This window comes from Clostridium sp. MT-14, from assembly GCF_042436595.1.
GTDB lineage: Bacteria > Bacillota > Clostridia > Clostridiales > Clostridiaceae > Clostridium_B > Clostridium_B aromativorans.
Genome location: NZ_JBHMIY010000024.1, coordinates 17,067 through 41,692, shown reverse-complemented (window position 1 = coordinate 41,692; position 24,626 = coordinate 17,067). Strand labels below are relative to the sequence as shown.

Below are 24,626 nucleotides of genomic sequence, written 5' to 3'. Positions count from 1 at the left end.
CTACATTAATGTCAAAAATTGGCTAAATGAAATGGAGGACACCCGTTATGATAGAATTTAAAAATATAACTAAATCTTTTAAGGGTAAAGTAGTATTGAACAACATAAATTTAAAAATTCATAAAGGAGAACTAGTAGTACTCATCGGCCCCAGCGGCTGTGGAAAGACAACTACACTCAAAATGATAAATAAGCTTATAAAACCAACTTCCGGTGATATTTTTGTAAATAATAAAAATATCAAAGAAGAGAACAGTATAGAGCTTAGAAGAAAAATTGGGTACGTAATCCAACAAGTCGGCCTTTTTCCCCATATGACCATACAGGAGAATATAACATTGATACCAAGGCTTCAAAAATGGCCTGAAAAAAAGATAGAAGACAGAACTGAAGAACTTCTGGAAATGATAGGAATGAATCCAGGCGAATTTTTAAACAGATATCCAAATGAATTAAGTGGAGGACAACAACAGAGAATAGGTGTAGCTAGAGCATTTGCCATGAATCCAGATATAGTACTTATGGATGAGCCTTTTAGTGCACTTGATCCTATAAGCAAAAGCCAGCTTCAGGATGAGCTATTTAACCTCCAGCAGGAATTAAAAAAGACCATAGTATTCGTAACCCACGACATGGATGAAGCAATAAAACTGGGAAATAAAATATGTATAATGAAAGATGGAAATATACTCCAATTTGATACTCCCGAAAAAATATTGAAAAACCCCTCCCATGGTTTTGTAGAAGAATTTATAGGCAAAAATAGAATTTGGAATAAACCAGAATTTATAAAGGCAAAAGACATAATGATAACCAACCCTGTAGTAACCAATGCGGAAAGAACTATAGTACAAGCAGTAGAAATAATGAGAACAAACAATGTAGACAGCCTTATGATAGTGGATAAAAATCTAACTCTCATTGGAATTGTAACCCTAAAAGATATACGAAAAGGTATGGACAAAACATTGAAATTAAAAAATATAATGGAGAAAAATATATTTACAGTATATGAAGAAGACAGCATAGTGGATGTACTTCAGGAAATAAGTGACAATAACATAGGATATGTACCTGTTTTAACCAAAAAGGGTGCATTAGCAGGACTTATTACCAGAAGCAGCCTCATAACAGTATTAAGTGCTCAATTTTTAGATGCAGAGGAGGAGATTTAATGAATTCGATTATAGGTTTTTATAATTTCATTGCAGGCAGGACAGGCGATATATTAAACCTTTTTCTCCAGCATATCGAGTTGACTTTGTTATCGGTGGTTATAGCTATATTAATAGGTGTACCTTTGGGAATACTTATAGAAAAAGACAAAAGACTGTCTTCCCTTGTAATAGGTATTGCAAATGTAATACAGGCAATTCCAAGTTTGGCATTACTGGGATTTCTAATTCCCGTCATAGGCATTGGAAGCAAACCTGCCATTGTAATGGTAATTTTATATTCACTTCTTCCCATTATAAAAAATACTTATACCGGACTGTCAGGTATAAATCCCAATATACTAGAAGCTGCCGAGGGAATGGGTATGACTGAATCACAAATACTGAAAATTGTAAAACTTCCCCTTGCGCTTCCAGTAATAATGGCAGGTATAAGGATATCTGCAGTTACCGCAGTTGGACTTATGACCATAGCTGCATTTGTAGGTGCAGGTGGACTTGGATATATGGTATTTACGGGAGTTCAAAGCGTCAATAACTACATGATACTTGCAGGAGCAATACCCGCATGTATACTAGCACTAGCAATTGATTTTATTATTGGCAAAATTGAAAAATCAGCAACAGAAAAGTCAACAGCTAAAAGGAAAAAGAGGAAAGTGCCACTAAAATATAAGAGAGCTGCAGCAATTGTACTCTGCATTTTAATAATATCAGCATCCGCATTCTATTATAATAATACAAAAAATAAGATAGTTGTTGGCGGGAAAAACTTCACTGAACAGATCATATTAGTAGACATGGTTGGGGAACTTATTGAAAAAAACAGTAACATTAAAGTAGATTACAGGCCTAATCTGGGAGGAACAAATGTAGTGATGGGTGCAATGAAATCCGGAAACGTAGATGTAAGTATTGAATATACAGGTACTGGACTCATGGATATAATGAAACACAGTCTAATAAATGATCCCGACAAAGCATACAATACCGTAAAAGATTATTACAGTAAAAACTTTAAGATAAAATGGCTAAATCCAATTGGATTTAATAACACCTACGCACTGGCAGTATCTCAGGATACCTCCAATAAATACAATTTAAACACTATATCCGACCTTGCAAAAATAAGTAACAACTTAAGATTGAGCTGTACTATGGAGTTCACTTCAGGAAGAGCAGATACTTTAAAACCTCTTCAAAATGTATATGGTATCAATTTCAAAGAAATCAACAGTGTAGATGGAGGACTCAGATACACTGCATTAAATCAAAAAAAAGCTGATGTAATTGATGCCTTTTCCACAGATGGACTGCTTAAACAATTTAATTTAAAAGTTTTAACTGATGACAAAAAAGTATTTCCACCCTATTATGCCGCCCCTGTAATCAGAGAAGAAACCTTAGAAAAGCATCCCGAACTTAAGGAGATTTTAAACAGATTAGGCGGAAAAATAGATGACAAAACCATGATGGAATTAAATTATAAAGTGGATAGCCTGGGACAGAAGCCGGAGACCGTTGCTCATGAATTCTTAAAAGAACAAAATTTGATAAAGTGATTCTTAGGTTCAGATGGAGTTTACCGATAAGGAATGCTTTTCTTCACCTGAACTTTAGAATAATCTAATTTTCAAGTAAAGGATATATTTGATAATAATGACAACAAACAACTTGTATGATATAATAAAGTTGTTTATATTAATGTAAAAGTTTCTACATTATAATAATACCGGTAAAAAAGTGAAGATAATATTAGTCAAGGAGGTAATTTATATGATCAAAGTAGCATTAATAGGTATTGGCAGGACAGGAAAACATATAGCAAATCAAATCCTAGAACAGGACAATATGGAAATCGTATGCGCAATTTGCAGCCCTAATAGTAGAAAAGAAGGGATGAAATTAGGAGATCTATTAAAAAATGATAGAACCAACGTAAAAATTTCAACTTCAGATAAGCTGGAAGCTTCAATCTTCGAAAGCAAACCTGATGTAGTTGTAGATTTTTCAACCCCTTCAGCAACAATGAAAAACGCTTTAGCACTGTCTAAAATGAAAGTAAATATGGTCATAGGGACAACAGGATTTTCTGAAGAAAGTATTGACAAGCTTAAAAATATGACTTACAAATTCGATAACGGTATAGTTTATGCTCCCAATATTACTTTAGGTGTTAATGTGGTTATGTTATTGTCTAATATTGCAGCATCCATATTAAATAACTATGATTTTCAAGTTCTGGAACTTCACCATAAAACCAAAAAAGATATTCCATCAGGAACTGCCATAAAACTTTCTAAAGAAATAGAACATGGACTTCAATCATCTGGAGTATTCAATAAAGATATTCCTGTCAACGGTGTAAGAGCCGGAGGTGTGATAGGGAAACATGAGGTACTCATAGTTGGTGATGATGATCAGATAAAAATAAGTCATGAATCCTTTTCCAGAAAAGCTTTTGCATCTGGAGCTATAAGTGCCATAAATTATATTTATAAAAAGTCAGGATACTATGAGATGAAAGATATATTAGACCTTAAAAGGATACTACATAAATACATCGATGCATTAGATGAAAATCTAATAGCAAACTAATCCTGCATGTTAAAATCAAACTTCTCGCCATAACTGAATAATGAACCGGGGAAGTTAAAATAATTCCATCAGCTTCCCTCATTCAAAATTAAAATACTGATAATAATAGCATTTTAACCTACCATTATAAAGTTTTCTGTTCTTGTCAGATTTTTTTCCAAAATGTTTCTCAAATTTTTCGTGAGCAGTTATTATAAAATAATTCCAACCTTTAAGTCTTGAAAATACTCTCCCCATATCCTGATAAAGTTTTTCTACTTCTTTAAGCTCCCCTAGTCTTTCCCCGTAAGGCGGATTGCTTATTATAAATCCACAGCTCTTCTTTGAGCTGAACTTCTGTACCGGTATTTTTTGAAATGTTATGTAGTCCTGCACTCCTGCTTTTTTGGCATTTCCCATGGCAGTTCTAATCACTCTTCCATCTATATCCGATGCCAAAATTTTGAACTCCCTACCGTTTATAGAATTTACTGCAAATTCTCTTAAATCCCTCCATATATGCTGCGGAATTATATCCCATTGTTCTGAAACAAAATTTCTATTTAATCCTGGAGCTATGTTTTTTCCAATTAATGCTGCCTCAATTGCAATAGTTCCGGAGCCACACATGGGATCTGCCAATATCCTGCTGGGATTCCACCTACTAAGCAGCACCATAGCTGCCGCCAAAGTCTCCTTGATAGGTGCTTCTCCTGAATTTTTTCTGTATCCCCTTTTATGCAGCCCCTCACCGGAAGTGTCCACAGTCAAGGTAACCATATCCTTTAAAATGCCAACTTCTATCCTATACTCAGCCCCAGTTTCCTCAAATCTTTCTATTCCATATTTATTTTTCATGGATTCAACTACAGCTCTTTTAACTATGGACTGACAGTCAGGTATACTGTGCAGCTTTGATTTTATAGATTTTCCTGTCACATGCATAAATGCATCCTCTGGCATTAAGCTCCCCCAATTCACGGAAAGTGCACCCTGAAAAAGTTCTTCAAAGCTCTCCGCTTTAAATTCCGCCATTCTTATAAGAACCCTTTCTGCAGTTCTAAGCCATAGATTACAGGTGACTATATCAATCTCATCTCCTTGAAAAATAACTCTTCCATTTTCAATTTTCAAATCCTCATATCCAAGAGTTTTTAGCTCCCCGGCAACTACAGATTCCAGTCCAAATGTGGATGTGGCAATCAATGTGTATTCCATCTTGTCCCTCCTACATACTTTTAAAATATTGCACATGTGCGGTTTTTTATCCAATTTAACAATTATAATACATAAAGTCAAAATATTAAATACATTATACATTAATAATTACAATCTGCTGATCTTAAGCTATAATAAATATATTTGGAGGTGTTTTTATGGATAAAATAAGATTGGGAAAAACAAATTTGATGGTAACAAGAAGCGGCTTTGGAGCACTGCCCATACAGAGGGTTTCCTTTGAAGATGCTAAAAAAATTTTGCGTAAAGCCTATGACAATGGAATAAACTTTTTCGACACTGCAAGAATGTATTCAGATAGTGAGGAAAAAATAGGCTACTCACTTTCTGATGTACGAAAAAATATCATAATATCTACAAAGAGTCATGCAAAAGATAAAAAAACCCTGCTAAAGCATTTAGAAACAAGTCTGAAAAATTTAAAGACAGATTACGTGGACATCATTCAGCTGCATAACCCTGATGAATTACCTGATCCTGATGATCCCGAAGGACTTTATGCTGGTCTTCTGGAAGCTAAAAAACGCGGCATGACCAGATTTTTAGGAATCACAAATCATAAAATAGGCAATGCCTTAAAAGCTGCGGATTCAGAACTGTACGATACCATTCAGTTTCCATTGAGTTCTCTGTCCTCAGATGATGATTTAAAACTCATAAGTGAATGTAAAAAAAGAGATATCGGCGTCATTGCTATGAAAGCTCTTTCAGGAGGACTTATAACCAATGCTGCATCTACATTTGCATTTTTAAGGCAGTTCAATAATGTAGTACCTATATGGGGCATACAGAGGGAATCCGAACTAGATGAATTCATTGCCCTTGAAAAAAATCCACCGGTACTGGACGAATCCATGTGGTCCATCATCAAGAAAGATCGTTTGGAACTAGCTGGAGACTTCTGCCGGGGATGCGGATACTGTCTCCCATGTCCTGCAGGAATTGAGATCCCCACATGTGCCAGGATATCTCTCTTCCTAAAAAGAGCTCCCTACAAAGATTTCATGAAAGATGAATTCAAGGGAAAAATGGATCTAATAAATAACTGCATAGAATGTGGCCATTGTAAGGATCATTGCCCATATAAACTTGATACACCAAATCTTTTAAAAAAAGAGCTCAAAAGCTACAATAGATTTTATGCCGAGCACAAAAATGACTGATTTACATCTAAATTTATACTCATATTCAAATATGAACCTTTATTACCAAAATGTTTTTACAATTATTTGAAATGTTTTTATTGTATTTACAAAACATTGACACAATATTCATATTTATTATTTATACTCTAAAATAAGTTTTTTAATATATTAAAAACTTAAATTGAAATTATATTGAAATTTTCAAATATGAAATCAATATAATTTTTTCAAGTCAAAATTTTTGGGGGTTCATTTTATGAATAAAAAAGTCAAATCGATAATCGCAGCAATGGTTATTGCTGGAACTATACCAGCTATTACACCTGCTGTAGCAAAAGCAGCTGAAAGTACATGTCCTAATTCAGTAAATCAACAGGCTCTGTCAAAAAATGTACTAGCTAATTATCCTCAGCTCAGTAATTTGAAAATTTTTACTTCAGAAAAGTCAATTGGGAATAAAAACACTTGTACTACCAAGGTGCAGACAAATTCCAATAAGGCTTCTGCCAACACAAATCAAAATACTTCATCTGCAAAACCGGTACAAAATAGTGGACAATCTTCTAATATAAGCACTGAAGCAAATGAAGTTATAAAATTAGTCAATGCAGAAAGAAGCAAAAATGGACTAGCTCCACTTAAAGCCAATACCGAATTATCCAAAGTGGCAGCAGTGAAAGCCCAAGATATGATTGACAAAAACTATTTCAGCCACAATTCACCTACTTACGGATCGCCTTTTGACATGATGAAAAAATTTGGTATAAGTTACACAGCAGCAGGTGAAAATATAGCATATGGCCAGAAAACTCCTTCTGAAGTAATGAATGCCTGGATGAACTCTGCAGGCCACAGAGCAAATATATTAAATTCTAATTTTACAGAAATTGGAGTTGGAGTTGCCAAAGATAAAAATGGAACTCCCTATTGGGTTCAGATGTTTATAAACCCTGGTAAATAGTCAATCTTAAATATTTGAAGGAAGTGCTGAAAAACTACTTTAAAAGTATCTTTACAGCACTTCCTTGATCTTCTAAAAAATAATATAGTTGCACATATTCACGATTTCAGTACATATTATTCAATAAGAACTAGTCCATAACAATTGAGCTGATCTTTTCTTTCTTTATTCTTTAATACACCTATAGGAAATCCATTTGCCTTTATCGTAGCAAATACATCTATACCACAGGCCTCCATAGATGGCCTTGCTTCACCTGGATGCCTGCAATTTCCCATATCACATTCTTCGCACAGCTTACAAGGGCCTGCTCCAAAACCAAATGCCTTATAATAACCTGATAAAAAAATATTTTTTTCAATTTCCACTGCAATTTTAGTAGTGGAAGCCAAATCCATCTTGCACTGTATGAGAATAGCCTTGTCATAACAATCAATTATCTGCTGTGTCTCCTTATAAGAAGGAGCTTTAGGCGGACAACAATTGCTTCTGTTATAATTGCCGCATCCAAATTTACACTTCATTATTGTCCATGCAGCTGTTTCTATTGTATCTGTATCAATTATTTTGGCATCATATGCTCCAAGCTCCTTGGCTACTTCGATATATTTCTTCAAATCATCCTTCATTTTAAATTCCCCCAAAATCAAATAATATTTTTCATCCATTTCAAATTAATTATATACCAGATAATCATCCCGTACTCAATATATAATTATCAATCATACTTTTTTTCTATATAATATAATAAAGTGCAATATGGAATAACTGATTACAGGAGGATTGATAGCATGAAAAATATATGTGTGTATTGCGGTTCAAATTCAGGTACACGTAAAGAATACAGTAAAGGTGCACGATTACTTGGAAAAGAATTGGCAAAAAATCAAATACAGCTTATATATGGAGGTTCCAATTCAGGTCTTATGGGGCAAATCTCAAATGAAGTTTTAAAAAATGGTGGTAAAGTTACTGGTGTTATTCCTGAAATACTTCTTTTAAACGAGCCTCCTAATCACAAATTGACTAAACTCATATATGTTAAAAACATGAGCGAAAGGAAAGAAAGAATGTCAGATCTTTGTGATGGATTTATTGCTCTCCCAGGGGGACTCGGCACTTATGAGGAATTATTCGATACCATAAGCTGGGCCAGACTTAAAATTCATAAAAAACCTATAGGATTACTGAATATAGAACATTTTTTTGATCCTCTTTTAGACATGCTTAAGAATTCATGCAGAGAAGGTTTCATAAATGACTTAAGCCTCAAATCTCTATTGATTTCAAATAGTCCCCATCAATTGGTAAATAATATGATAAACTACAAGTCTAGTTAAAAACCTGGGGGAAAATTTTATTATCAAAGTTTTCCCCTAACTTTCAATCTTCAGCTATTTGATGATCTGCGCAATTATCCTCGCTATATACTTGGTAGAGGCTTTGGATTCATCCGTAGTATTTATCTGGGACCCTATCTCCATAAGTATTGCATTGTTGCTCATGCCCTGGTTAAAATACCTTGTTCCATAATTATAATACAAATTAACCCCCCTGGAAAGACCCGGATACAGCTTGTTTGAAAGATCTATTATCTGATTTGCCAGTTTCATATTCTTGTCAAAATGAGGATTTTTTTTCGTCATAACCAGCATAAACTTGGATACATTTTCTCCATTTAATTTTACAGTCACTGAATTTTTATCTTCAGCATAATCCCTGTGCATATCTATTATGAGCTTGAAATCTCCATATTTTTTTAAGTATTTTCCCAAGGTTACCGAAGATCTTGCATAACTTTGATTATATCCCTGTGCATCGTGGACAGTGGTATCATTTATTGCAGAAATGCCGTATTTGTTGAGCTCTGTAACCAGCTGCTGCCCTACGGCACAGACATTTTTAGTATCATCAGAACTATTTGCATCTCCTGGTTTATAGCTTTCCGTAGTATGGGTATGATAAATAAGTATATCCGGCTTTTTGCTGTTCATCTTTCTCTTCAGACTTGGATCAAACACATCTGTACTTTCAGCGGAACTATTATCTCCCCTGCTCAAATTTTTGTCATCGTCTGTTTTAGCTATCTGTTTATCATCAAGCTTAAACTCATTCACGCTGCCATCCGATATACCACCCCCTAAAAAGGCCACTTCCCTTCCCAGTATACTAAGTGGATTTTTATAACTTATATTAAAAGGCTCTAAAACTAAATTTTTCAGCGAAAAATTATTTTCTGCCATATCTTCTTCATCAAAACAGGTGGCTTTAACTGCAGGCATCGCATAATTCAGTATTTGAACATATAACATGTTTCCTCTAATATTGTTATTTTGATTATTATTTGCCTCAACCAAATAGGGCAATACAATTACAAATACCAGGCTTATAATCAAATTGAGCATTTCAAATCTAGGCTTATCTTTTCTGCTAAATTTTTTATAATTCACAATATATTTACTGCTTTAATCAAAAAGCAGTTTTTCCCTCCCTTCACAACTGAAATTCACTATGAATCCATTATCATCTCTTATCCAAAATCCAATATGCAAAGACAGTGATGGGAATCGTAAATATAAGCCCTATACTACTCGCAAAAGTCTTTATTACATCCGAGGCAATCATATCCTGGTTTATTATATCTATAAAGCTGCTTTTACTCACCATATATCCCAATACCAGAAACACAGTGCCACTTATATAGGCCAGTACTAAAGTAGTTGTCATTGTTCCTATAGTGTCCCTTCCCACACTCATTCCTGCTTTTATAATATTTCCGTTTGAAATCCTGGGATTATTTTCTCTTAACTCATTCATAGTTGAAGCTATAGACATACTTATATCCATTACCGCACCCAATGTACCTATAAGTATTGATCCAAACAAAATTCCCTTAAAATTCAAAGTGCCCTTTAAAAGAGAATCCATAAGCAGCTGGGCATCTTCCGTTCCAACTCCCGATACCCTTGCAGAGTTAATATAAACATATGCTATAATACCTGCTATAATGACTCCACTGCTTGTTCCCAAAATTGCAGCTGCACTTTTCCTATTAAATCCGCTCACTATAATCAGGCTTATTATTGTTATAGCAATACAAACAGCTGTTGAGACAACAATAGGATTATATCCTTGTAAAATCAGCGGTAAAAATACTTTTACAATTATCAAACAGGTTATTGTTAAAGTTATCAGGGACTTAAAACCTCTTATTCCACCTATTAAAATAATAGATATCATAAAAAATATAAGCAGGTGAAGTAATTGATTCTGCCTAACTACCTGATATACACTTGCTTCGTTTATTTTCCCACTATTGTCTTCGCTTATCGACAGAAACAATTCATCACCTGTTTTAAATTCTATATTATCCGGTTTGGATGGCTGAATAGTATGTGTTATTTCAACTTTTTCACCATCGTGCTTTCCCTCTGTGATCTCTACCTTCAATTTTTGTTGCTTTTCCATAACATTTTTATCCTCTTTATCTGCATCATTGGAAGATATTACATTTATAACTTTGCCCTTTATTATGCTTTCGGCAGTATTACTATCACTTTCACTTCCTTCTGCTCTTACTGAAATAGTACAAAATAGAATAACAGGAATCATAAATAATACTATAAAAAGTAAAAAGCATTTACGTGTTTTAAACAATTTTATCACTCCTCGTACAATTTAATGTTTATTAAATAATATTCAAGTATTTTAAAAATATAACAGCCATATATTTCGAAGTTTTCAGTAAAATTTTTGCCTATTGACATAAACCAGCATATGGAGTATATAATTTAATTACATTTTATTTCTTGACAATAATTCAATACTCCATTATAGTAAATATGTAAATGCAATTCATGTGCATTTACATATTTTAAGGAGGTCATGAAATGTTTAAAAAAAATAAGTTATTTATAATAGCTGCTATTTTCAGCAGTATTATGTTTGTTTTTTCAGGATGCAGTAGTTCAAGTGGGACAAACACCGATAATAAAAGTCAATCGAAGCCAAAAGTAGTGGTATCTTTCAACGACATGAGGGAATTTGCCTCAGCCATCGGAAAAGATAAGATAGATATTACAACCATAATTCCAAATGGCACAGAGCCTCATGACTTCGAACCAACTGCAAAGGATCTTAAAACCCTTAGCAGTGCCAATGTATTTATATACAGCGGACTTGGAATGGAATCATGGAAAGACAAGGTCATAAATTCAGCAAATAATAAAAATTTAATTGCAGTTGATGCCTCAAAAGATATAACTCCAATTAAAAATACAGATGCAGACGAGATAAAGGAGCACGGTCAATATGATCCCCATGCATGGATAAGTTTAAAAAACGCTGAGATCCAATCAAAGAACATAAAAGATGCTTTAGTTAAAGCGGATCCTTCAAATAAAGATTTTTATGAAAAAAACTACAAGAGCTTTTCAAAACAGCTAGAGGATCTCTACAGTGAATACAAAACAAAATTTTCAACTGTTAAAAATAAAAATTTTGTAACCGGTCATGCTGCTTTTGCATATCTCTGCAGGGATTATGGGTTAAAACAAAACAGCGTGGAAGGTGTATTTGCAGAAGGAGAACCTTCGCCCCAAAAATTGGCAGAGCTTGTTAATTACTGCAAGGAGAACAATATAAAAACAATATTTGTAGAAGACATGGTAAGTCCTAAGGTTTCCAATACCCTGGCCAAAGAAGTAGGAGCAAAGGTAGAAAAAATATATACAATTGAAAGTAAAGAAGATAACAAAAATTATATTCAAAGCATGAAGTCCAATTTAGAAATGATATATAGCAGCCTTAAATAACATTTCATCCGCATATTATGCTATAATACAGTAAATACATTCTGAATAAGTACAGACAAGGAAGTGAGCTCCCCTGTGATAAGTTTAATTGCAGCTATCAATAAAAATTACGTAATAGGAAAAAACAACAAACTGATATGGCACATACCAGAGGATCTAAAAAGATTTAAAAAAATAACTCTGGGAAAAACTATCATAATGGGGAGAAAAACTTTCGAGTCACTTCCTAAAATACTGCCAGATAGGAAACACATTGTAATAACCAAAAATAAAAATTATTTGATTTCAGACAATAGTGTTACAGTTGTACATAACATCAAGGACATTTTAAAATACAAAAATTATTCTAAAGAAGTATTTATAATAGGAGGAGAAAAACTCTACAATCAGATGCTGCCCTACTGCAGCAGATTGTATTTAACTGAAATAATGTCTTTTGAAGATGGAGATGCATATTTTCCTAAATTCAACAGAGAAGATTATACATTACTTGAATGTGAGAAGCATTATGATAAAAATATTGAATACAATTTTTTAACTTTTGAAAAAGAGTTTCATTAAAATGCCTATTCAAAATTAACATTTTTATAAGAAATTTTTTAACAAATCTTAATGTAATATTAAGGTTTGTTTTTTATTATAAATCTATACTAAAAAAGAATAATTTAAATTTTGCAGGTGATATAATTTGTTTCAAAACATAGTAAATATTGTTATAACAATCACTACACTTATATCAGTGATTATTTATGCATTCATAATTCACAATAAAAAAACCTATATAATTAAAAACAGCTATGTTCTGGGAACCATAGTGCATATACAGATATTTGGAAATAGATCTGAACAATTAGCAGAAAAGGCATTGGAAAAACTCAGGGATATTGATGACAAAATGTCTGTATTCAAGGACTACAGTGAAATATCAAAAATAAATAGAAATGCCGGATTATCTCCTCAAATCATCAGCAGCGATACCTATTTTGTAATAAAAAAAGCTGTAGAATATGCCGAGCTGTCAGGCGGATCTTTTGATCCCACTATAGGTCCTTTAACATCTCTATGGAATATAGGTACTGAACATGAAAGAATTCCTCAAAAAGATGAAATAGATAAAAAATTAAGTCTGGTCAACTATAAGGACATAATTTTAGATGAAGGTACCAGATCCATCAAGTTGAAATATAAAAATCAGTCAATCGATGTGGGAGGTATAGCCAAGGGATTTGCAGCAGATACAGTTAAAGGCCTGTTGTCCAAACATCACGTTAAAAGTGCCTTAATCGATCTGGGCGGAAATATTTTTGCCCTGGGCCGCAAATGCAGCGGTGATTTATGGAGTATAGGCATTCAAAACCCATTTAAACACCGTGGAGAATATATTGGTATAGTAAATGTTAAAGACAAGTCCCTAGTTACATCAGGCAATTACCAAAGATATTTTATGAATAGCGGCAAAAAATTCCATCACATACTGGATCCTAAAACAGGATATCCTTCAGAGAGCAGCATTGTAAGTGCTAGTATTATATCCGACAATTCCATTGACGGCGACGGATTATCCACAGGCATCTATATTATGGATGTACATAAATCCATGGATTTAATAGAATCTCTGCCGGGCATAGATGCAATATTGATTACCAATGCAAAAAAAGTGTATATTACATCAGGTATTGTTGAAAATTTCAAGCTGACTGACAACGAATTTAAATATATCAAAAATTATGAGCAGGAAAGGATCTGTTAATATGACAAAAAAGATTAAAAAAATACAAATTTCCAGACACATTATACAGCTGATTTTGTTTTTTCTGCTGCCTGGTATGTACATACTGACCTTTAGTGAACTAAAATCAATTTTACAGATGATTGTCAGCGGCAATTTCAATTTTATTCAGGCTTTTCCGGGATTGATGGAATTTATAATAACAACTGTCTCCACCATTTTAATGGGCAGATTTTTCTGTGGATGGCTCTGTGCCTTTGGTACTTTCAATGACTGGATTCACATAATATCAAAAAAGGTCTTTAAAATTAATTTTAAAGTAAGTGAACAGCTTGATTCTATATTGAAATATATAAAATATATAATTTTATTTATCATCCTGATCCTCCTATTTAAAGGTGGAAACACTATTTTAGATGGTTCAAGTCCCTGGGATGCCTTTGCACAGATAAGTGATCTGTCCACTGTACTGTCGTCTTTAACCGTTGGATTTATACTTTTGGTTTTAATAACTCTGGGAAATATTTTTATTGAAAGATTTTTCTGCAGATATCTGTGTCCTCTGGGTGCCGTATTTTCCCTGGTATCCAGAATGGGTATATTTAAAATAAACAAACCCGGTGACAAATGCGGCAGATGCAGACTATGCACAGATAATTGTTCAATGGGCTTAAAGCTCTACAGCATGAACAGTGTCAAGGGGGGCGAATGCATAAATTGTCTAAAATGTATAGAAACATGCCCCAGGAGAAATCCCCGTGCAAGCATACTGGGTGAAGATGTGAATCCAGCAATGGCAGGTTCTTTTGCCATTTTCATCTTCACAGGTATATATGGTTTAACCAATTTAGGAAGTTCAATTTTAACACAAAAAGGCCTAGCTTCCCCAAATAATGTAGTCTCCACCAGTAAAAGCAAAACGTCAAACAGCAATAGTCAAACTGCCGTAAATTCAAATGCTTCACAAAAAGCTAAATACAAAGACGGTACCTATATTGGAACCGGCACAGGATTTCATGATGGTACAACAAAAGTCTCCGTAACTGTAAACGGCGGCAAAATCACTGATATAAAAACAATATCAACAGGTGATACTCCAAGATTCTATCAATACGTTGAAGACACCATACCTGATGAAATAATTTCAGCCCAGTCAAGTTCAGTTGACACCGTATCCGGAGCTACCTACAGCAGCAGAGGACTCATCGAGGCAGTTCAAAATGCATTAGATAAAGCTGTTTAATATTCTATAGAAGAGTAAACCTGAGTCTGCCGAGGCAGGCTCAGGTTTATATCCTTCAATCACTAAATTCACATCTTTGGCACAGTGATTTAATTGTATTTATCAAATCTTTTTCAATATTGGAAATTCTGTGTCTTTTGTTGATTACCATTATGACTTCTATTTCCAGGCTTGTATTATTTATAAGAAGCGTATTTATTGAATCGGAACCTTTATAATAATTAATCATCATTTTGGGCACAAAAGATATGCATGTACCATCACCTACAACCTTCTCTATTACATTTAAATTATCAAATCTATAGGCCACCTTTAGATTCCCATATTTATGTAATATTTGGGAAATGCCGCATCTCGTCTCATATCCGGTATTATAAAGTGCCACAGGCTGATTTAATGCTTCTTCTATAGAAATTGTCTCTTTATCTCCAATTGTAGAATTCTTGCCTGCAATCACCATGAGATTATCTTTGAAAAGTTTCTTTATGATAATATCACTAGATTTTACATATTGTTCTGTTTTCAAGTTAATACTTATATCCGCTCTTCCTGAAAGTAAATCATGAAGTATGTCATTTGACTCTCCCACCTTTACCATCAAATTTATTTTGGGATGTTTATATTTAAATGTGGTGAGTATATTTACCATTATTGTATTACAAAAGCTGGGTTCAACTGCAATGCTTATATCTCCAGTAAGTTTCATGGCATTATTTCTGGTAATATTTTTTATTTCTTCTATCTCATCTATAATGCCTGCTGCTTTTTCTATCACACTTTTACCTATCTCTGTAGGTACCATTCCCTTATTAGTCCTCTTAAAAAGTGTAACTCCCAATTCAAGCTCCAGCTTTGAGATAGATGAACTAATTGCAGGCTGTGACATATAGTTCCTTTCAGCAACCATTGAAATGGATTTAAATTGGGCAACTTCCACTATATAGTAAAGCTGATCTAGACGCATAATATAATTTTCCTCCTTAGAATACCTGCACTTTAGGCAATTATATCATGCAGCATTACTGTTTACAAATTTATCCGAATCAGGTCAAAATACCATTTACTATTTCAATTAAACCTTATTTTGAATTCAATCCACGAATTTTCTTTACAATTTCTTCATCATGAAATATAACTATGTTGGGTATTCCCTGCAGCCTGAACCTGTAAAACAACTCATCATGTTTATCCACATCCACCCAGTATGCTTCAATCCTGCCCCTGTATTCATAAGCTACCCGCTCTACAATTGGTATCTGTTCCCTGCACACCTTACATCTGCGGGCTCCAAAAAGCACCAGTGATGGCATATCATTTTCAAAAGTGAATCTATCAAAATCCTTTTCACCAATTTTTTTCAATGCCATCCTATTCATCTTTTTCGTCATCTTCCTGTATCTGATCTATTAAATATTCCCTCATTTCAAAAAACTCTTTTTGTAATCTAATAGATCTAAAATCTCCTTCTTTAGGCCTTGCCACAGGGTTTTTATATTCCCTGACTATTCTTCCCGGATTAGAATGCATAACAATAATTCTATCTCCAAGTAAAAGTGCCTCATCTACATCGTGAGTAATAAAAAACAAGCATTTTTGAGTCTGCTGCCATATAAAATAGAGATGTTTCTGCATTTTTTCACGGGTAAGAGCATCGAGAGCACTAAAGGGCTCATCCAAAAGTATTATTTTAGGATTGGCTGCCAGTGTCCTTGCAATGGCAGCCCTCTGTTTCATGCCTCCGGAAAGCTGGTGGGGATACAATTTTGCATAATCCTTCAAACCCACTAGTTCCAAATAATGAGAAGCTATTTCAACTCTTCTTCCTTTAGTCATTCCCTTCATCTTCAATCCAAACTCCACATTCTTTTCAATATTTAGCCAGGGAAGCAAATTAGGCTGCTGGAACACCACACCTACCTGTGGATCCGGATTTGTATGCGGACTGCCATCTATAAAAACAGTTCCTTCAGAGGGCGTCAAATACCCTGCAATAATATTTAAGAGAGAAGATTTTCCGCATCCCGAAGGTCCAAGTACACATACAAAATCATTACTATACAGCTGAAGATTTACATTTTCAAGAGCACGGATATCTTTTCCCGACTGATTATAGGTTAGACTTATATTTTTCAGAATTATATTTGATTCAGTACCTTCCTGCTTTAAAAATAAAGGCATACGTGCTGGCTGTATCATAACCATACTCCCTCCATTTATTTATCATATAATTTAGTCAATATAGCCTTCTGATATACGGACAATTCCGGTGAAGATTTTATTGCCTTTTGTGTCAGCAGATAATCGCCTGTACTCTTTAATAATTTTCCAAAGTTACCTGGATTGCTTGAGGTTCCAAAATACTTTGAATCCGTCTGCTCTTTGGAATCCAGAACAATTATTTCTTTCATGGATTTAAGAGTATCCTGCTCCGATAATCCAAGCTCCTTTGAAAGGACTGCAGCAGATTTTTCCGGCTGTTCCTTGTATTCATGTACAGAGTCATTTAAAACAGAAATATACTGTTTCATAACATCAGGATATTTATCTGCAAAGCTTTTGCTTACAATGCCAAGCTCACCTGTGATAATTCCCTTTTTAGCCAGGTCTCCCGAGCTTACGATCACTTTACCGCCATCAGCCAGAAGTTTTGATTTGGTGGTTTCCCATACATATGCTCCCTGAATATCACCTCTCTGCCATGCAGCCAGTATATCAGGCATCTGCATGTCAAGAAGTGTAAGCTGCGACTCTTTAATATTATTCAGCTTTAAGGCACCCAGCAAACTAAAATGTGAAGTTGAACTGAAAGTAGTAGCTATTTTCTTTCCCTTTATATCGTCAATGGAATTTATTCCCGAATCTTTCTTTACTACAAGTGCTTCACTGTCACCTATAATATCATCCAGATAGTATATATAATATGGAAGTTTATTTGCTATTCCCGTTGCTGCAGGGGGTGTACCTATAGTTGCCAGATCCAATGATCCACCTGCCATAGCTGTAATTATATCACGGCCTGCATCAAATTTTATCCATGAGATTTTTGTCCCGGGAAATTTTTTCTCCACAGCTCCCGTGGCCTTTGCAAGAAGCTCTCCATTTGGAGATGTCATATATCCAATACGTATTTCTTTGGGCTTGTTTTGTCCGGCTGAAGAGCTTGTTTTATTGCTGCTCTGATCACCACCGCCCTGGCATCCTGCTGCAAAAGTCAAAATTACCGCAATTAACAACATAAATACAATTTTAAAATATTTCTTTGTTTTCATCATTTCTCCTCCTCTTCCCCAACCCAGGGTGAAACCTTTCTAAGTGCAAGTCTAATGCAGGCATCGATAAATATGGCAATCAGGCCCATAATTACAATTCCCATATAGACAACATCATTCCTTAAAAATTTACTTGCATCCAGCACCATCCACCCGATTCCAGAAACTGCAGCAACCATTTCAGCTGCTACCAGGGTAGCATAGGATACTCCCACCGCCGTCCTAAAGCCCGTCAATATATCCGGCAGACAAGATGGAAATATCACATAAATAAACAATTTGAATTTAGATGCCCCAAGTGACTTGCAGCCGTTTATTCTGTCCCGGGGTATCTTTTTAACACTGAATACCGTATTGATAAACAATGGGGCAAATCCGCTCAAAAAAAGCAGTATTATTTTTGAAACATCAGTTATTCCAAACCACAACACCAAAAGTGTATAATAGGCAAGAGGCGGAAGCGGCCTGTAAAACTCAATAAAAGGATCCAATATGGCCATCAGAAGCCTTGAGCCGCCTGCCGCAAGCCCCAATGGTACCGCCGTTATAAAAGCAAAAAACAGTGCTGTAAATAATCTTTTCATACTCGAAAATATATGAAAAAATAAGGAATGACCTTTATAGCCTTCTCCCAGTATTTGAATAAATACCGACCAGACATCCCCTGGTGATGGTAAAAACACAGGATTGAACAAATTGAGCTTGCTGCCTGTATACCATATCAGAAATGCCACAACAACTGATATTATGGAAATAATTCTATATTTATATTTTTGTATGGTAAAATTATTTTTTGATATTTTCTTTAACATAAAAATCATTCCTTAAATAACAAATTATTATTTTATCTAGAGCCTCTTTACTGTGAAAGCCTGTAATTTTCCTTGCTACCTCTCCATCTTTAAATATTAAAATAGTGGGTATACCGCTTAATCTAAACCTCTGAACCAATAACTCATGTTTATCCACATCAACGGAATAAATATTTAACCTGTCAAAATACTCCTCTGCCATTTTCTCCAAAATTGGATGCAGCATTTTACAGGCACCGCATCTATCTGCGTTAAAAAATACTATTGCCGGAGTATCGCTGTCAAAGGTGAAACTGTCGAAATTTTTCTCGTCAATGCTCAAAATAGAACTCTTATCCATAAAATGAATCACTCCTCCAGGGCCTGATATATTATTCCACCTTCTGCATTTTTAGGCACGGGAATCCCTGCCAGATAGCTTATAGTTGGAACTATATCCACTACTCCCACATTTCTATCAATGATTTCTCCACTTTTTATCCCGGCTCCTACTGCAGCAAACAATGCTTTCATGGAATGTCCCAAAAGTTCGTGGTTACTCAATCCATTTCCATGACATCTGGTAAATTCAGGCTCCAGTATATAAAATATATCTCCAGAATTTTCACCACCCAGTCCAAGGACCTCCATATCTTTTCTGTTCAATGCAAAGCTTATGACTCTTCTTCCGGTTTTAGGATCCCTGTAATTGTACAGATCATCTATTATTTTTTCTACCAATTTGTCATAATCTTTAGGATCAACAATTCCTTCAGGATCCCTTCCCTTTAAATTTATATATATAAATGTAGCTCTTTGGGAAATCGCAGTGGTATGCTGCCAATCTATCTGCAGTTTTCCATCCACCTCTTTTAATTTAGTGTATCCAAGCTCTCTCATTACACCTGTATTGATTCCCCACATATCCCCTATTAGAGGAAATTCTGTTTTAGGGTTTTTTCCCACACCACCGTGATCGGAAACAATAAATATGGTTGTTTGCCCGTCAAGTCTCTTCAGCATTTCTCCTATAAATTTGTCACTCAATTCATATATTCTGTATATTAAATCCCTATATCTTTCGTATTCTTTCGAAGTCTCCTCAAATGTATAATCCAGATAAAAATGATTGTACATGTCAATTCCATGCATATGAACATAAAAAAGATCCCATTCTTTATTATCAAGCAGATAATTAATAGCTTTTACATGCCAGTCATACATCTCTGTAATGGATTCAAACATAATTTCATCGGCGGTCTTGTTCAATCTGTCATAATTGGTGGGTTGAAGCATGGGTCCTACTTTATCATATATTTCCCCTCCTATCTTGTCCGGGTAGAAATATTTTCCACTGTATAAATCCAGTACAAAGGAATAATAAAATTTCAGCTTGCTTCCATCGCTTTCCAGGTTGATTATTCTTATTTTATAAGCTACTTTGGTACTTTTGCCATCTATTCTGTAATTGTCATAGATCCAATTGCTCCATTCACCTGCTTTTGCCTCTCCAATTGGATTTTCATCTTTTTTTCTCCTATATATCTTTACCTTATTATAATTTTTACCGTCCTCTGCTACTATAAGTCCATATCTTCTGGCCATGCCGCTGTTTACAGGAAGCACAACTTCCTTTGCTCCATCAGGTGCATTTTTCCATCCAGAAGCCCATCTAATGGGAGTTGTTATCTGATCCGCATTTGGAACGTCTGCAGAGGATTCACCAGTCTCTTCAGAAGTCACAATGTCAGGTTCAGTATATCCATATCCATCGTACTCTGACTTGCTTATGTCAGCTTTTATAGATGAAACCTCCCCCTCAACTCTGCAGTCGGTACCTGTATTGTCCAATACATGGGGTATTTCTTTTATTGGAAAATCACCTTCAATACAGTTATATACTTTTTCATAATCCACATATCCCCTTAAATTTGTATATATACTTGTCCCATCTACATATATATCATTTTTAGTCTTTGGCGGCCATGCAGTGGGATAATTAAACAATATGCTTTTTTTGCCTGAACGGGCATAAGCTTCCCATATGGTTTCTGCCTTTAACAGCTCAGAATTAAAACCATAATCCAGCTTATCAAGCGGATTCCCAAGTGTATGATTCCAAAAACAAGTTATACCATGAGTATTGGGAAATGCTCCAGTAGCCAGAGATGCCCAGTTTGGAGGAGTGATTGCCGGCAGGACACTTCTCATGGAATAATCTTTTGTCGTAACACCCCGGGATATTACCTTCTTAAAATTTGGCAGCTTTCCTTCTGCTACATATTTTTTTACCTGCAGTGCATCTGCTCCATCCAGCCCCAGCAGGAGTACTTTTTTAGCTTTTATATTACTATATGACATTTTTTACCTCCCAAAAATACATAATAAAATAAAAAAACCGGATAACAAATTAAATACACAGCTGCGTACTGTATAAAAACTTGCCTCCAGTTTTCTGGTCAACAATTTTAAATTTAGATACATACTATAGCATTTTGTGTTCACTGTCAATTAATTAATATTTATGCCCCCGATAAATCTCAGTTATTTTACTGTTTTGCAATTGAAATCAGCAGAAAAAAGCATCTGATACATAGGTACCGGTGCTTATTTGCATAATTTATGATTTTTTATAAAATTCCCATACAACTTCGATTAAATGCTTTCCAGGGCTATGAGCGCTGCCCCTACAGCACCCACTATCTGCGGTTCCTGTGGTATAAATATTTTGCTGCCAAGCTTTTCTTCGAGACATTTCACCACACCTATATTTTTGGCAACTCCCCCGGTCATCATATAAGCTTCTTTTTTGCCAACTCTGTTTGCAAGAGAAAGTGTCTTTGTTGCAACTGACTTATTCAGTCCATGAATTATATCCGGTATTTCCTTATTCTGCGCAATAAGCGATACAACCTCAGACTCCGCAAACACAGTGCACATACTTGTTATATCTATATCTTCCTTCCAATTCAAGGATCTTTTTCCCATTTCATCTAATGGAACTTCCAGAGTGCGGCTCATCATCTCGAGAAACCTTCCCGTACCTGCCGCACATTTGTCATTCATGGCAAAATCCATCACTTTTCCCCCATCATCCAGCCTTATGACCTTACTGTCCTGCCCTCCTATATCAATTATGGTTCTAATCTCATTATTCAGAAAATAAGCTGCCTTTCCGTGACATGTTATTTCAGTTATTTCTCTATCTGCAAAGGGAATGCTTACACGTCCATATCCCGTGGAAATTATTCTGGAAAGCCTGTCACGTTCTATTCCTAATTTTTTCAGAGCTTCTTTCATGGCCTTTTCTGCCCCTCTCTGACTTTTGGCACCAGTTCTGACTATTGAATAAGAAAGTATTTCTCTGTTTTTATCCATTATAGCAACATTTGTGGATGTGGAACCGCTGTCTATGCCTGCGACTAAAATATCATCCTTTATATTGGCACCATAATTTCCTCTATGTTGTGTATTCTTTGACTTGATTGTCTCAACAAAAGCCTCTATTCTGGTTTTCATCTGTCCATTCCCCTCTTCTGTATAATCGGTCTCTATTTTCAGCATAGGTATGGAAATTGATTTTTTTAATACAGCATATTCAAAAGAATAGGCATCACAAAATTTTGTGGTATGATATATTATGCCATCTAGCTCACCTAAATTTTCAGATAAAACCCTAATTCTATCCCTATTGTCCACCATTCTCATGCAGGGAAATGAATTCAATAAAAAAGAAGCATAGCTCAATAGGAAGTCCTCATCTTTTTCAAGTACAGTTGATTTTGTAAAATTTCCCGTACAGGTAAAATCAAAATCCACAGAAGCACCGGCTTCTTCAATTTGTCTGAGGGTAGAACTCTTTATTCTGGAACCCATAAGCGCAATTTTGATACCCGCTGATTTTTTATGTATCTCATCTTTTCTGGTATTGACCAATTCTATAAATTTACCCCTGTCAAACTTTTTTCCTGTAAATTTTTCCATTGACCTTATAAATTTCATCATTTCATTTTTCATAATGAGATCAGAGGCCCTATTTCTTTTTCTTGGAACATCTATAAGGTATACATATTTAAATTCAGCTGTGCTTTTAGCCACATCGTACAATCGTTTAATACTGTCACAGCAGTTTACAAGTACTAAATTACAGATTCCCGAATCAATACACTCCTCAAGTACTGCCTTTGCATAAGTGCATATATTGGGATGCATCAGAGTTTCAGCCCTGTTAAATCCGGAAACACGGGGAGCAATTTTTACTGCTTCCTGCCCAAAAGAACTTATAATATGAATTGGAGTGTATTTACATACATAACCTATCACTTTGCCACCTTCTGTCTATTGCTCAGTATTTCCATAAATGCTTCAACTCTGGTCTTAATTTGACCTTCATGGGCATTTCGTCTGTCTACACCGTCTCCATCTATAGATAGATAAGGTATATTTTTCTGTTTTAAAGCCTGCTTTAAAAGCATTGTACCACCACTGCACTCTTTACACCCAAAAGAACACAAATTTATGACGCCGCTGGCATTAAAATCTCGGGTCATCTTCATTATGTTTTGTATTTTCCTCTGGAAAGGACCATTGAGCCTGTTTTTGAGGAATTTTCTAGCCAAAGCCTCAAATGGATGATTATAATCCATCTCATCCAAATTATCTAAATTATAATCACAGGCAAGAAGTTGACAATCAGGATTCAGGTTAAGATAACTTTTTAGTGTTTCACTGTAAAAAGGCATGATATGGCTCCACAACACCCTTTTTCCACTATAATCAGGATATTTTTCTATATCCTCAGCCTGCATTTTATAAAAATTCAGTATTTCTGCCCTGCCTATTCCAAGATGAGATGCAAATAATTTGTACATCTCCAGTGTAAGAGTATTTGGAAAATACTTGTATTTAAGTCTCTCGTAAAATTTACGCATATATACTTTAGTGCTATTCTCAATTTTTATCACTTCTTTAAATTTATCCTCATCAAATTTTAATTTCATTATATCCTGGATAAATTCCACTATTTCATGGAGCTGTCCCACCACATATGCTTCCGTATCCTCATTATATTCATAGGGTATATCTAAATAATAATAGGGTATGTTGTACTTATGAGAAACAAACCTTATGGTATTAAGATTGCCATCACATATCATAGAGGAGGTTAGGGAAAATCTTGGTTTTGGAATAACTTCCTCCTCTACGGCCCCTATAAATGCCTTGTGATAACTGCAGAGGGTGTCGGAAATACCTGATCTCTCAGCACAGTCTATAAACACATCCTCACATTGGGTACCTGAAAGGAAGGAAGAAAATCCTTCAATTAAAAATGGATTTATACCCATGGCATAAAATATTTCAACAGGTGAAAATATGGTAACAAAAGCTGAATTGTCAGGATTTTTAAGGGGGTTAAGTATAAAATCAACGCAGAGTTGATTTAAATAATTAAGAGAAGGAGGTATCTTCTTATCCCTAAATTTTGAAACTAAAAATTTTTCAAAAGAAAATCCAAATTTTAATAAATTAAATGCCTTAGAAGGATTATCTACACTTTTTTTTATATACTTTCCATAAGATTTAATCAAGTCCATTTTAAAAACCTCTCTACCTTTAGTCCTGAAATTATGTTATCATATTATATTGTAAAATGCAAAATTTGCAAATTACCATTGGAAAATAC

23 protein-coding genes are annotated in these 24,626 nt (G+C 34.8%); 10 read left to right on the top strand and 13 right to left on the bottom strand.

Annotated elements, in window-relative coordinates; translation table 11 throughout:
* Positions 1 to 47: 47 nt before the first annotated feature.
* From ACFHWD_RS15095 to dapB, 3 genes are all read left to right on the top strand, one after another.
* Positions 48 to 1,175 (top strand): betaine/proline/choline family ABC transporter ATP-binding protein, encoded by a 1,128-nt coding sequence (locus ACFHWD_RS15095; protein ID WP_150356657.1) that lies wholly within the window; start codon positions 48 to 50, stop codon positions 1,173 to 1,175.
* A complete protein-coding gene (locus ACFHWD_RS15090; protein ID WP_179977468.1) occupies positions 1,175 to 2,737 on the top strand; it encodes a glycine betaine ABC transporter substrate-binding protein in 1,563 nt (520 codons plus the stop codon). The genes ACFHWD_RS15095 and ACFHWD_RS15090 overlap by 1 nt, the downstream gene beginning before the upstream one ends.
* A 214-nt stretch (positions 2,738 to 2,951) precedes the next feature.
* Complete coding sequence (dapB, locus tag ACFHWD_RS15085) at positions 2,952 to 3,773, top strand: 4-hydroxy-tetrahydrodipicolinate reductase (RefSeq protein ID WP_229981818.1); 822 nt, start codon at positions 2,952 to 2,954, stop codon at positions 3,771 to 3,773.
* Between the two features lie 78 nt (positions 3,774 to 3,851).
* On the opposite strand, the gene ACFHWD_RS15080 is transcribed toward dapB, so the two are convergent.
* Positions 3,852 to 4,970: a class I SAM-dependent RNA methyltransferase gene (locus ACFHWD_RS15080; protein WP_229981819.1), complete on the bottom strand. Its 1,119-nt coding sequence runs from the start codon at positions 4,968 to 4,970 to the stop codon at positions 3,852 to 3,854.
* A 158-nt stretch (positions 4,971 to 5,128) separates the two neighbouring features.
* Between ACFHWD_RS15080 and ACFHWD_RS15075 the strand changes: the two genes are divergently transcribed.
* Both ACFHWD_RS15075 and ACFHWD_RS15070 read left to right on the top strand, forming a co-directional pair.
* Entirely contained in the window at positions 5,129 to 6,154 is a 1,026-nt protein-coding gene (locus ACFHWD_RS15075) for an aldo/keto reductase (RefSeq protein WP_179977470.1), read from the top strand.
* A gap of 238 nt (positions 6,155 to 6,392) precedes the next feature.
* Positions 6,393 to 7,097, top strand: coding sequence for a CAP domain-containing protein (locus tag ACFHWD_RS15070; protein ID WP_150357881.1), 705 nt, complete (start codon positions 6,393 to 6,395; stop codon positions 7,095 to 7,097).
* 116 nt (positions 7,098 to 7,213) lie between these two features.
* Here the strand turns inward: ACFHWD_RS15070 and ACFHWD_RS15065 are convergent, their stop codons facing one another.
* A complete protein-coding gene (locus ACFHWD_RS15065; RefSeq protein ID WP_179977472.1) occupies positions 7,214 to 7,726 on the bottom strand; it encodes a DUF2284 domain-containing protein in 513 nt (170 codons plus the stop codon).
* 162 nt (positions 7,727 to 7,888) lie between these two features.
* On the opposite strand from ACFHWD_RS15065, the gene ACFHWD_RS15060 reads away from it, so the two are divergent.
* Complete coding sequence (locus ACFHWD_RS15060; protein WP_378062616.1) at positions 7,889 to 8,437, top strand: TIGR00730 family Rossman fold protein; 549 nt, start codon at positions 7,889 to 7,891, stop codon at positions 8,435 to 8,437.
* 54 nt (positions 8,438 to 8,491) lie between these two features.
* Here ACFHWD_RS15060 and ACFHWD_RS15055 read toward each other — a convergent pair whose 3' ends face one another.
* Both ACFHWD_RS15055 and ACFHWD_RS15050 read right to left on the bottom strand, forming a co-directional pair.
* Complete coding sequence (locus ACFHWD_RS15055) at positions 8,492 to 9,547, bottom strand: stage II sporulation protein P (RefSeq protein ID WP_378062614.1); 1,056 nt, start codon at positions 9,545 to 9,547, stop codon at positions 8,492 to 8,494.
* 73 nt (positions 9,548 to 9,620) lie between these two features.
* Positions 9,621 to 10,763 (bottom strand): YibE/F family protein, encoded by a 1,143-nt coding sequence (locus ACFHWD_RS15050; RefSeq protein ID WP_229981821.1) that lies wholly within the window; start codon positions 10,761 to 10,763, stop codon positions 9,621 to 9,623.
* A gap of 224 nt (positions 10,764 to 10,987) precedes the next feature.
* Between ACFHWD_RS15050 and ACFHWD_RS15045 the strand changes: the two genes are divergently transcribed.
* From ACFHWD_RS15045 to ACFHWD_RS15030, 4 genes are all read left to right on the top strand, one after another.
* Positions 10,988 to 11,911, top strand: a complete 924-nt coding sequence (locus tag ACFHWD_RS15045) for a metal ABC transporter substrate-binding protein (protein WP_378062612.1) — start codon at positions 10,988 to 10,990, stop codon at positions 11,909 to 11,911.
* Positions 11,912 to 11,986: 75 nt separating this feature from the next.
* A complete protein-coding gene (locus ACFHWD_RS15040; RefSeq protein ID WP_378062610.1) occupies positions 11,987 to 12,472 on the top strand; it encodes a dihydrofolate reductase in 486 nt (161 codons plus the stop codon).
* Positions 12,473 to 12,599: 127 nt separating this feature from the next.
* Entirely contained in the window at positions 12,600 to 13,661 is a 1,062-nt protein-coding gene (locus ACFHWD_RS15035) for an FAD:protein FMN transferase (RefSeq protein WP_378062608.1), read from the top strand.
* A gap of 1 nt (position 13,662) precedes the next feature.
* A complete protein-coding gene (locus ACFHWD_RS15030) occupies positions 13,663 to 14,883 on the top strand; it encodes an FMN-binding protein (protein WP_106009545.1) in 1,221 nt (406 codons plus the stop codon).
* A 55-nt stretch (positions 14,884 to 14,938) separates the two neighbouring features.
* Here ACFHWD_RS15030 and ACFHWD_RS15025 read toward each other — a convergent pair whose 3' ends face one another.
* The 9 genes from ACFHWD_RS15025 to ACFHWD_RS14985 form a co-directional block, all read right to left on the bottom strand.
* On the bottom strand, positions 14,939 to 15,847 hold the full coding sequence (locus ACFHWD_RS15025; protein WP_378062605.1) for a LysR family transcriptional regulator: 909 nt from the start codon (positions 15,845 to 15,847) through the stop codon (positions 14,939 to 14,941).
* A gap of 115 nt (positions 15,848 to 15,962) precedes the next feature.
* A complete protein-coding gene (locus tag ACFHWD_RS15020) occupies positions 15,963 to 16,271 on the bottom strand; it encodes a thioredoxin family protein (protein WP_378062603.1) in 309 nt (102 codons plus the stop codon).
* Positions 16,252 to 17,079, bottom strand: coding sequence for an ABC transporter ATP-binding protein (locus ACFHWD_RS15015; protein WP_378062602.1), 828 nt, complete (start codon positions 17,077 to 17,079; stop codon positions 16,252 to 16,254). The genes ACFHWD_RS15020 and ACFHWD_RS15015 overlap by 20 nt, the downstream gene beginning before the upstream one ends.
* Positions 17,080 to 17,096: 17 nt before the next feature.
* Positions 17,097 to 18,152 carry a glycine betaine ABC transporter substrate-binding protein gene (locus ACFHWD_RS15010; protein ID WP_378062600.1) on the bottom strand — a complete coding sequence of 352 codons (1,056 nt, stop codon included), beginning with the start codon at positions 18,150 to 18,152 and terminating at the stop codon, positions 17,097 to 17,099.
* On the bottom strand, positions 18,152 to 18,964 hold the full coding sequence (locus tag ACFHWD_RS15005) for an ABC transporter permease (protein WP_179977479.1): 813 nt from the start codon (positions 18,962 to 18,964) through the stop codon (positions 18,152 to 18,154). Before ACFHWD_RS15005 ends, ACFHWD_RS15010 begins: the two co-directional genes overlap by 1 nt.
* Positions 18,939 to 19,304, bottom strand: coding sequence for a co-chaperone YbbN (locus ACFHWD_RS15000; RefSeq protein ID WP_179977480.1), 366 nt, complete (start codon positions 19,302 to 19,304; stop codon positions 18,939 to 18,941). Before ACFHWD_RS15000 ends, ACFHWD_RS15005 begins: the two co-directional genes overlap by 26 nt.
* Positions 19,305 to 19,312: 8 nt before the next feature.
* The gene (locus ACFHWD_RS14995; RefSeq protein WP_378062597.1) at positions 19,313 to 21,304 is read right to left on the bottom strand and encodes an alkaline phosphatase family protein; all 1,992 of its coding nucleotides are present in this window, start codon (positions 21,302 to 21,304) and stop codon (positions 19,313 to 19,315) included.
* 294 nt (positions 21,305 to 21,598) lie between these two features.
* Positions 21,599 to 23,266 carry an acyl-CoA dehydratase activase gene (locus ACFHWD_RS14990; protein ID WP_378062595.1) on the bottom strand — a complete coding sequence of 556 codons (1,668 nt, stop codon included), beginning with the start codon at positions 23,264 to 23,266 and terminating at the stop codon, positions 21,599 to 21,601.
* A complete protein-coding gene (locus tag ACFHWD_RS14985) occupies positions 23,263 to 24,537 on the bottom strand; it encodes a 2-hydroxyacyl-CoA dehydratase subunit D (protein WP_150357868.1) in 1,275 nt (424 codons plus the stop codon). Before ACFHWD_RS14985 ends, ACFHWD_RS14990 begins: the two co-directional genes overlap by 4 nt.
* Positions 24,538 to 24,626: the final 89 nt, after the last annotated feature.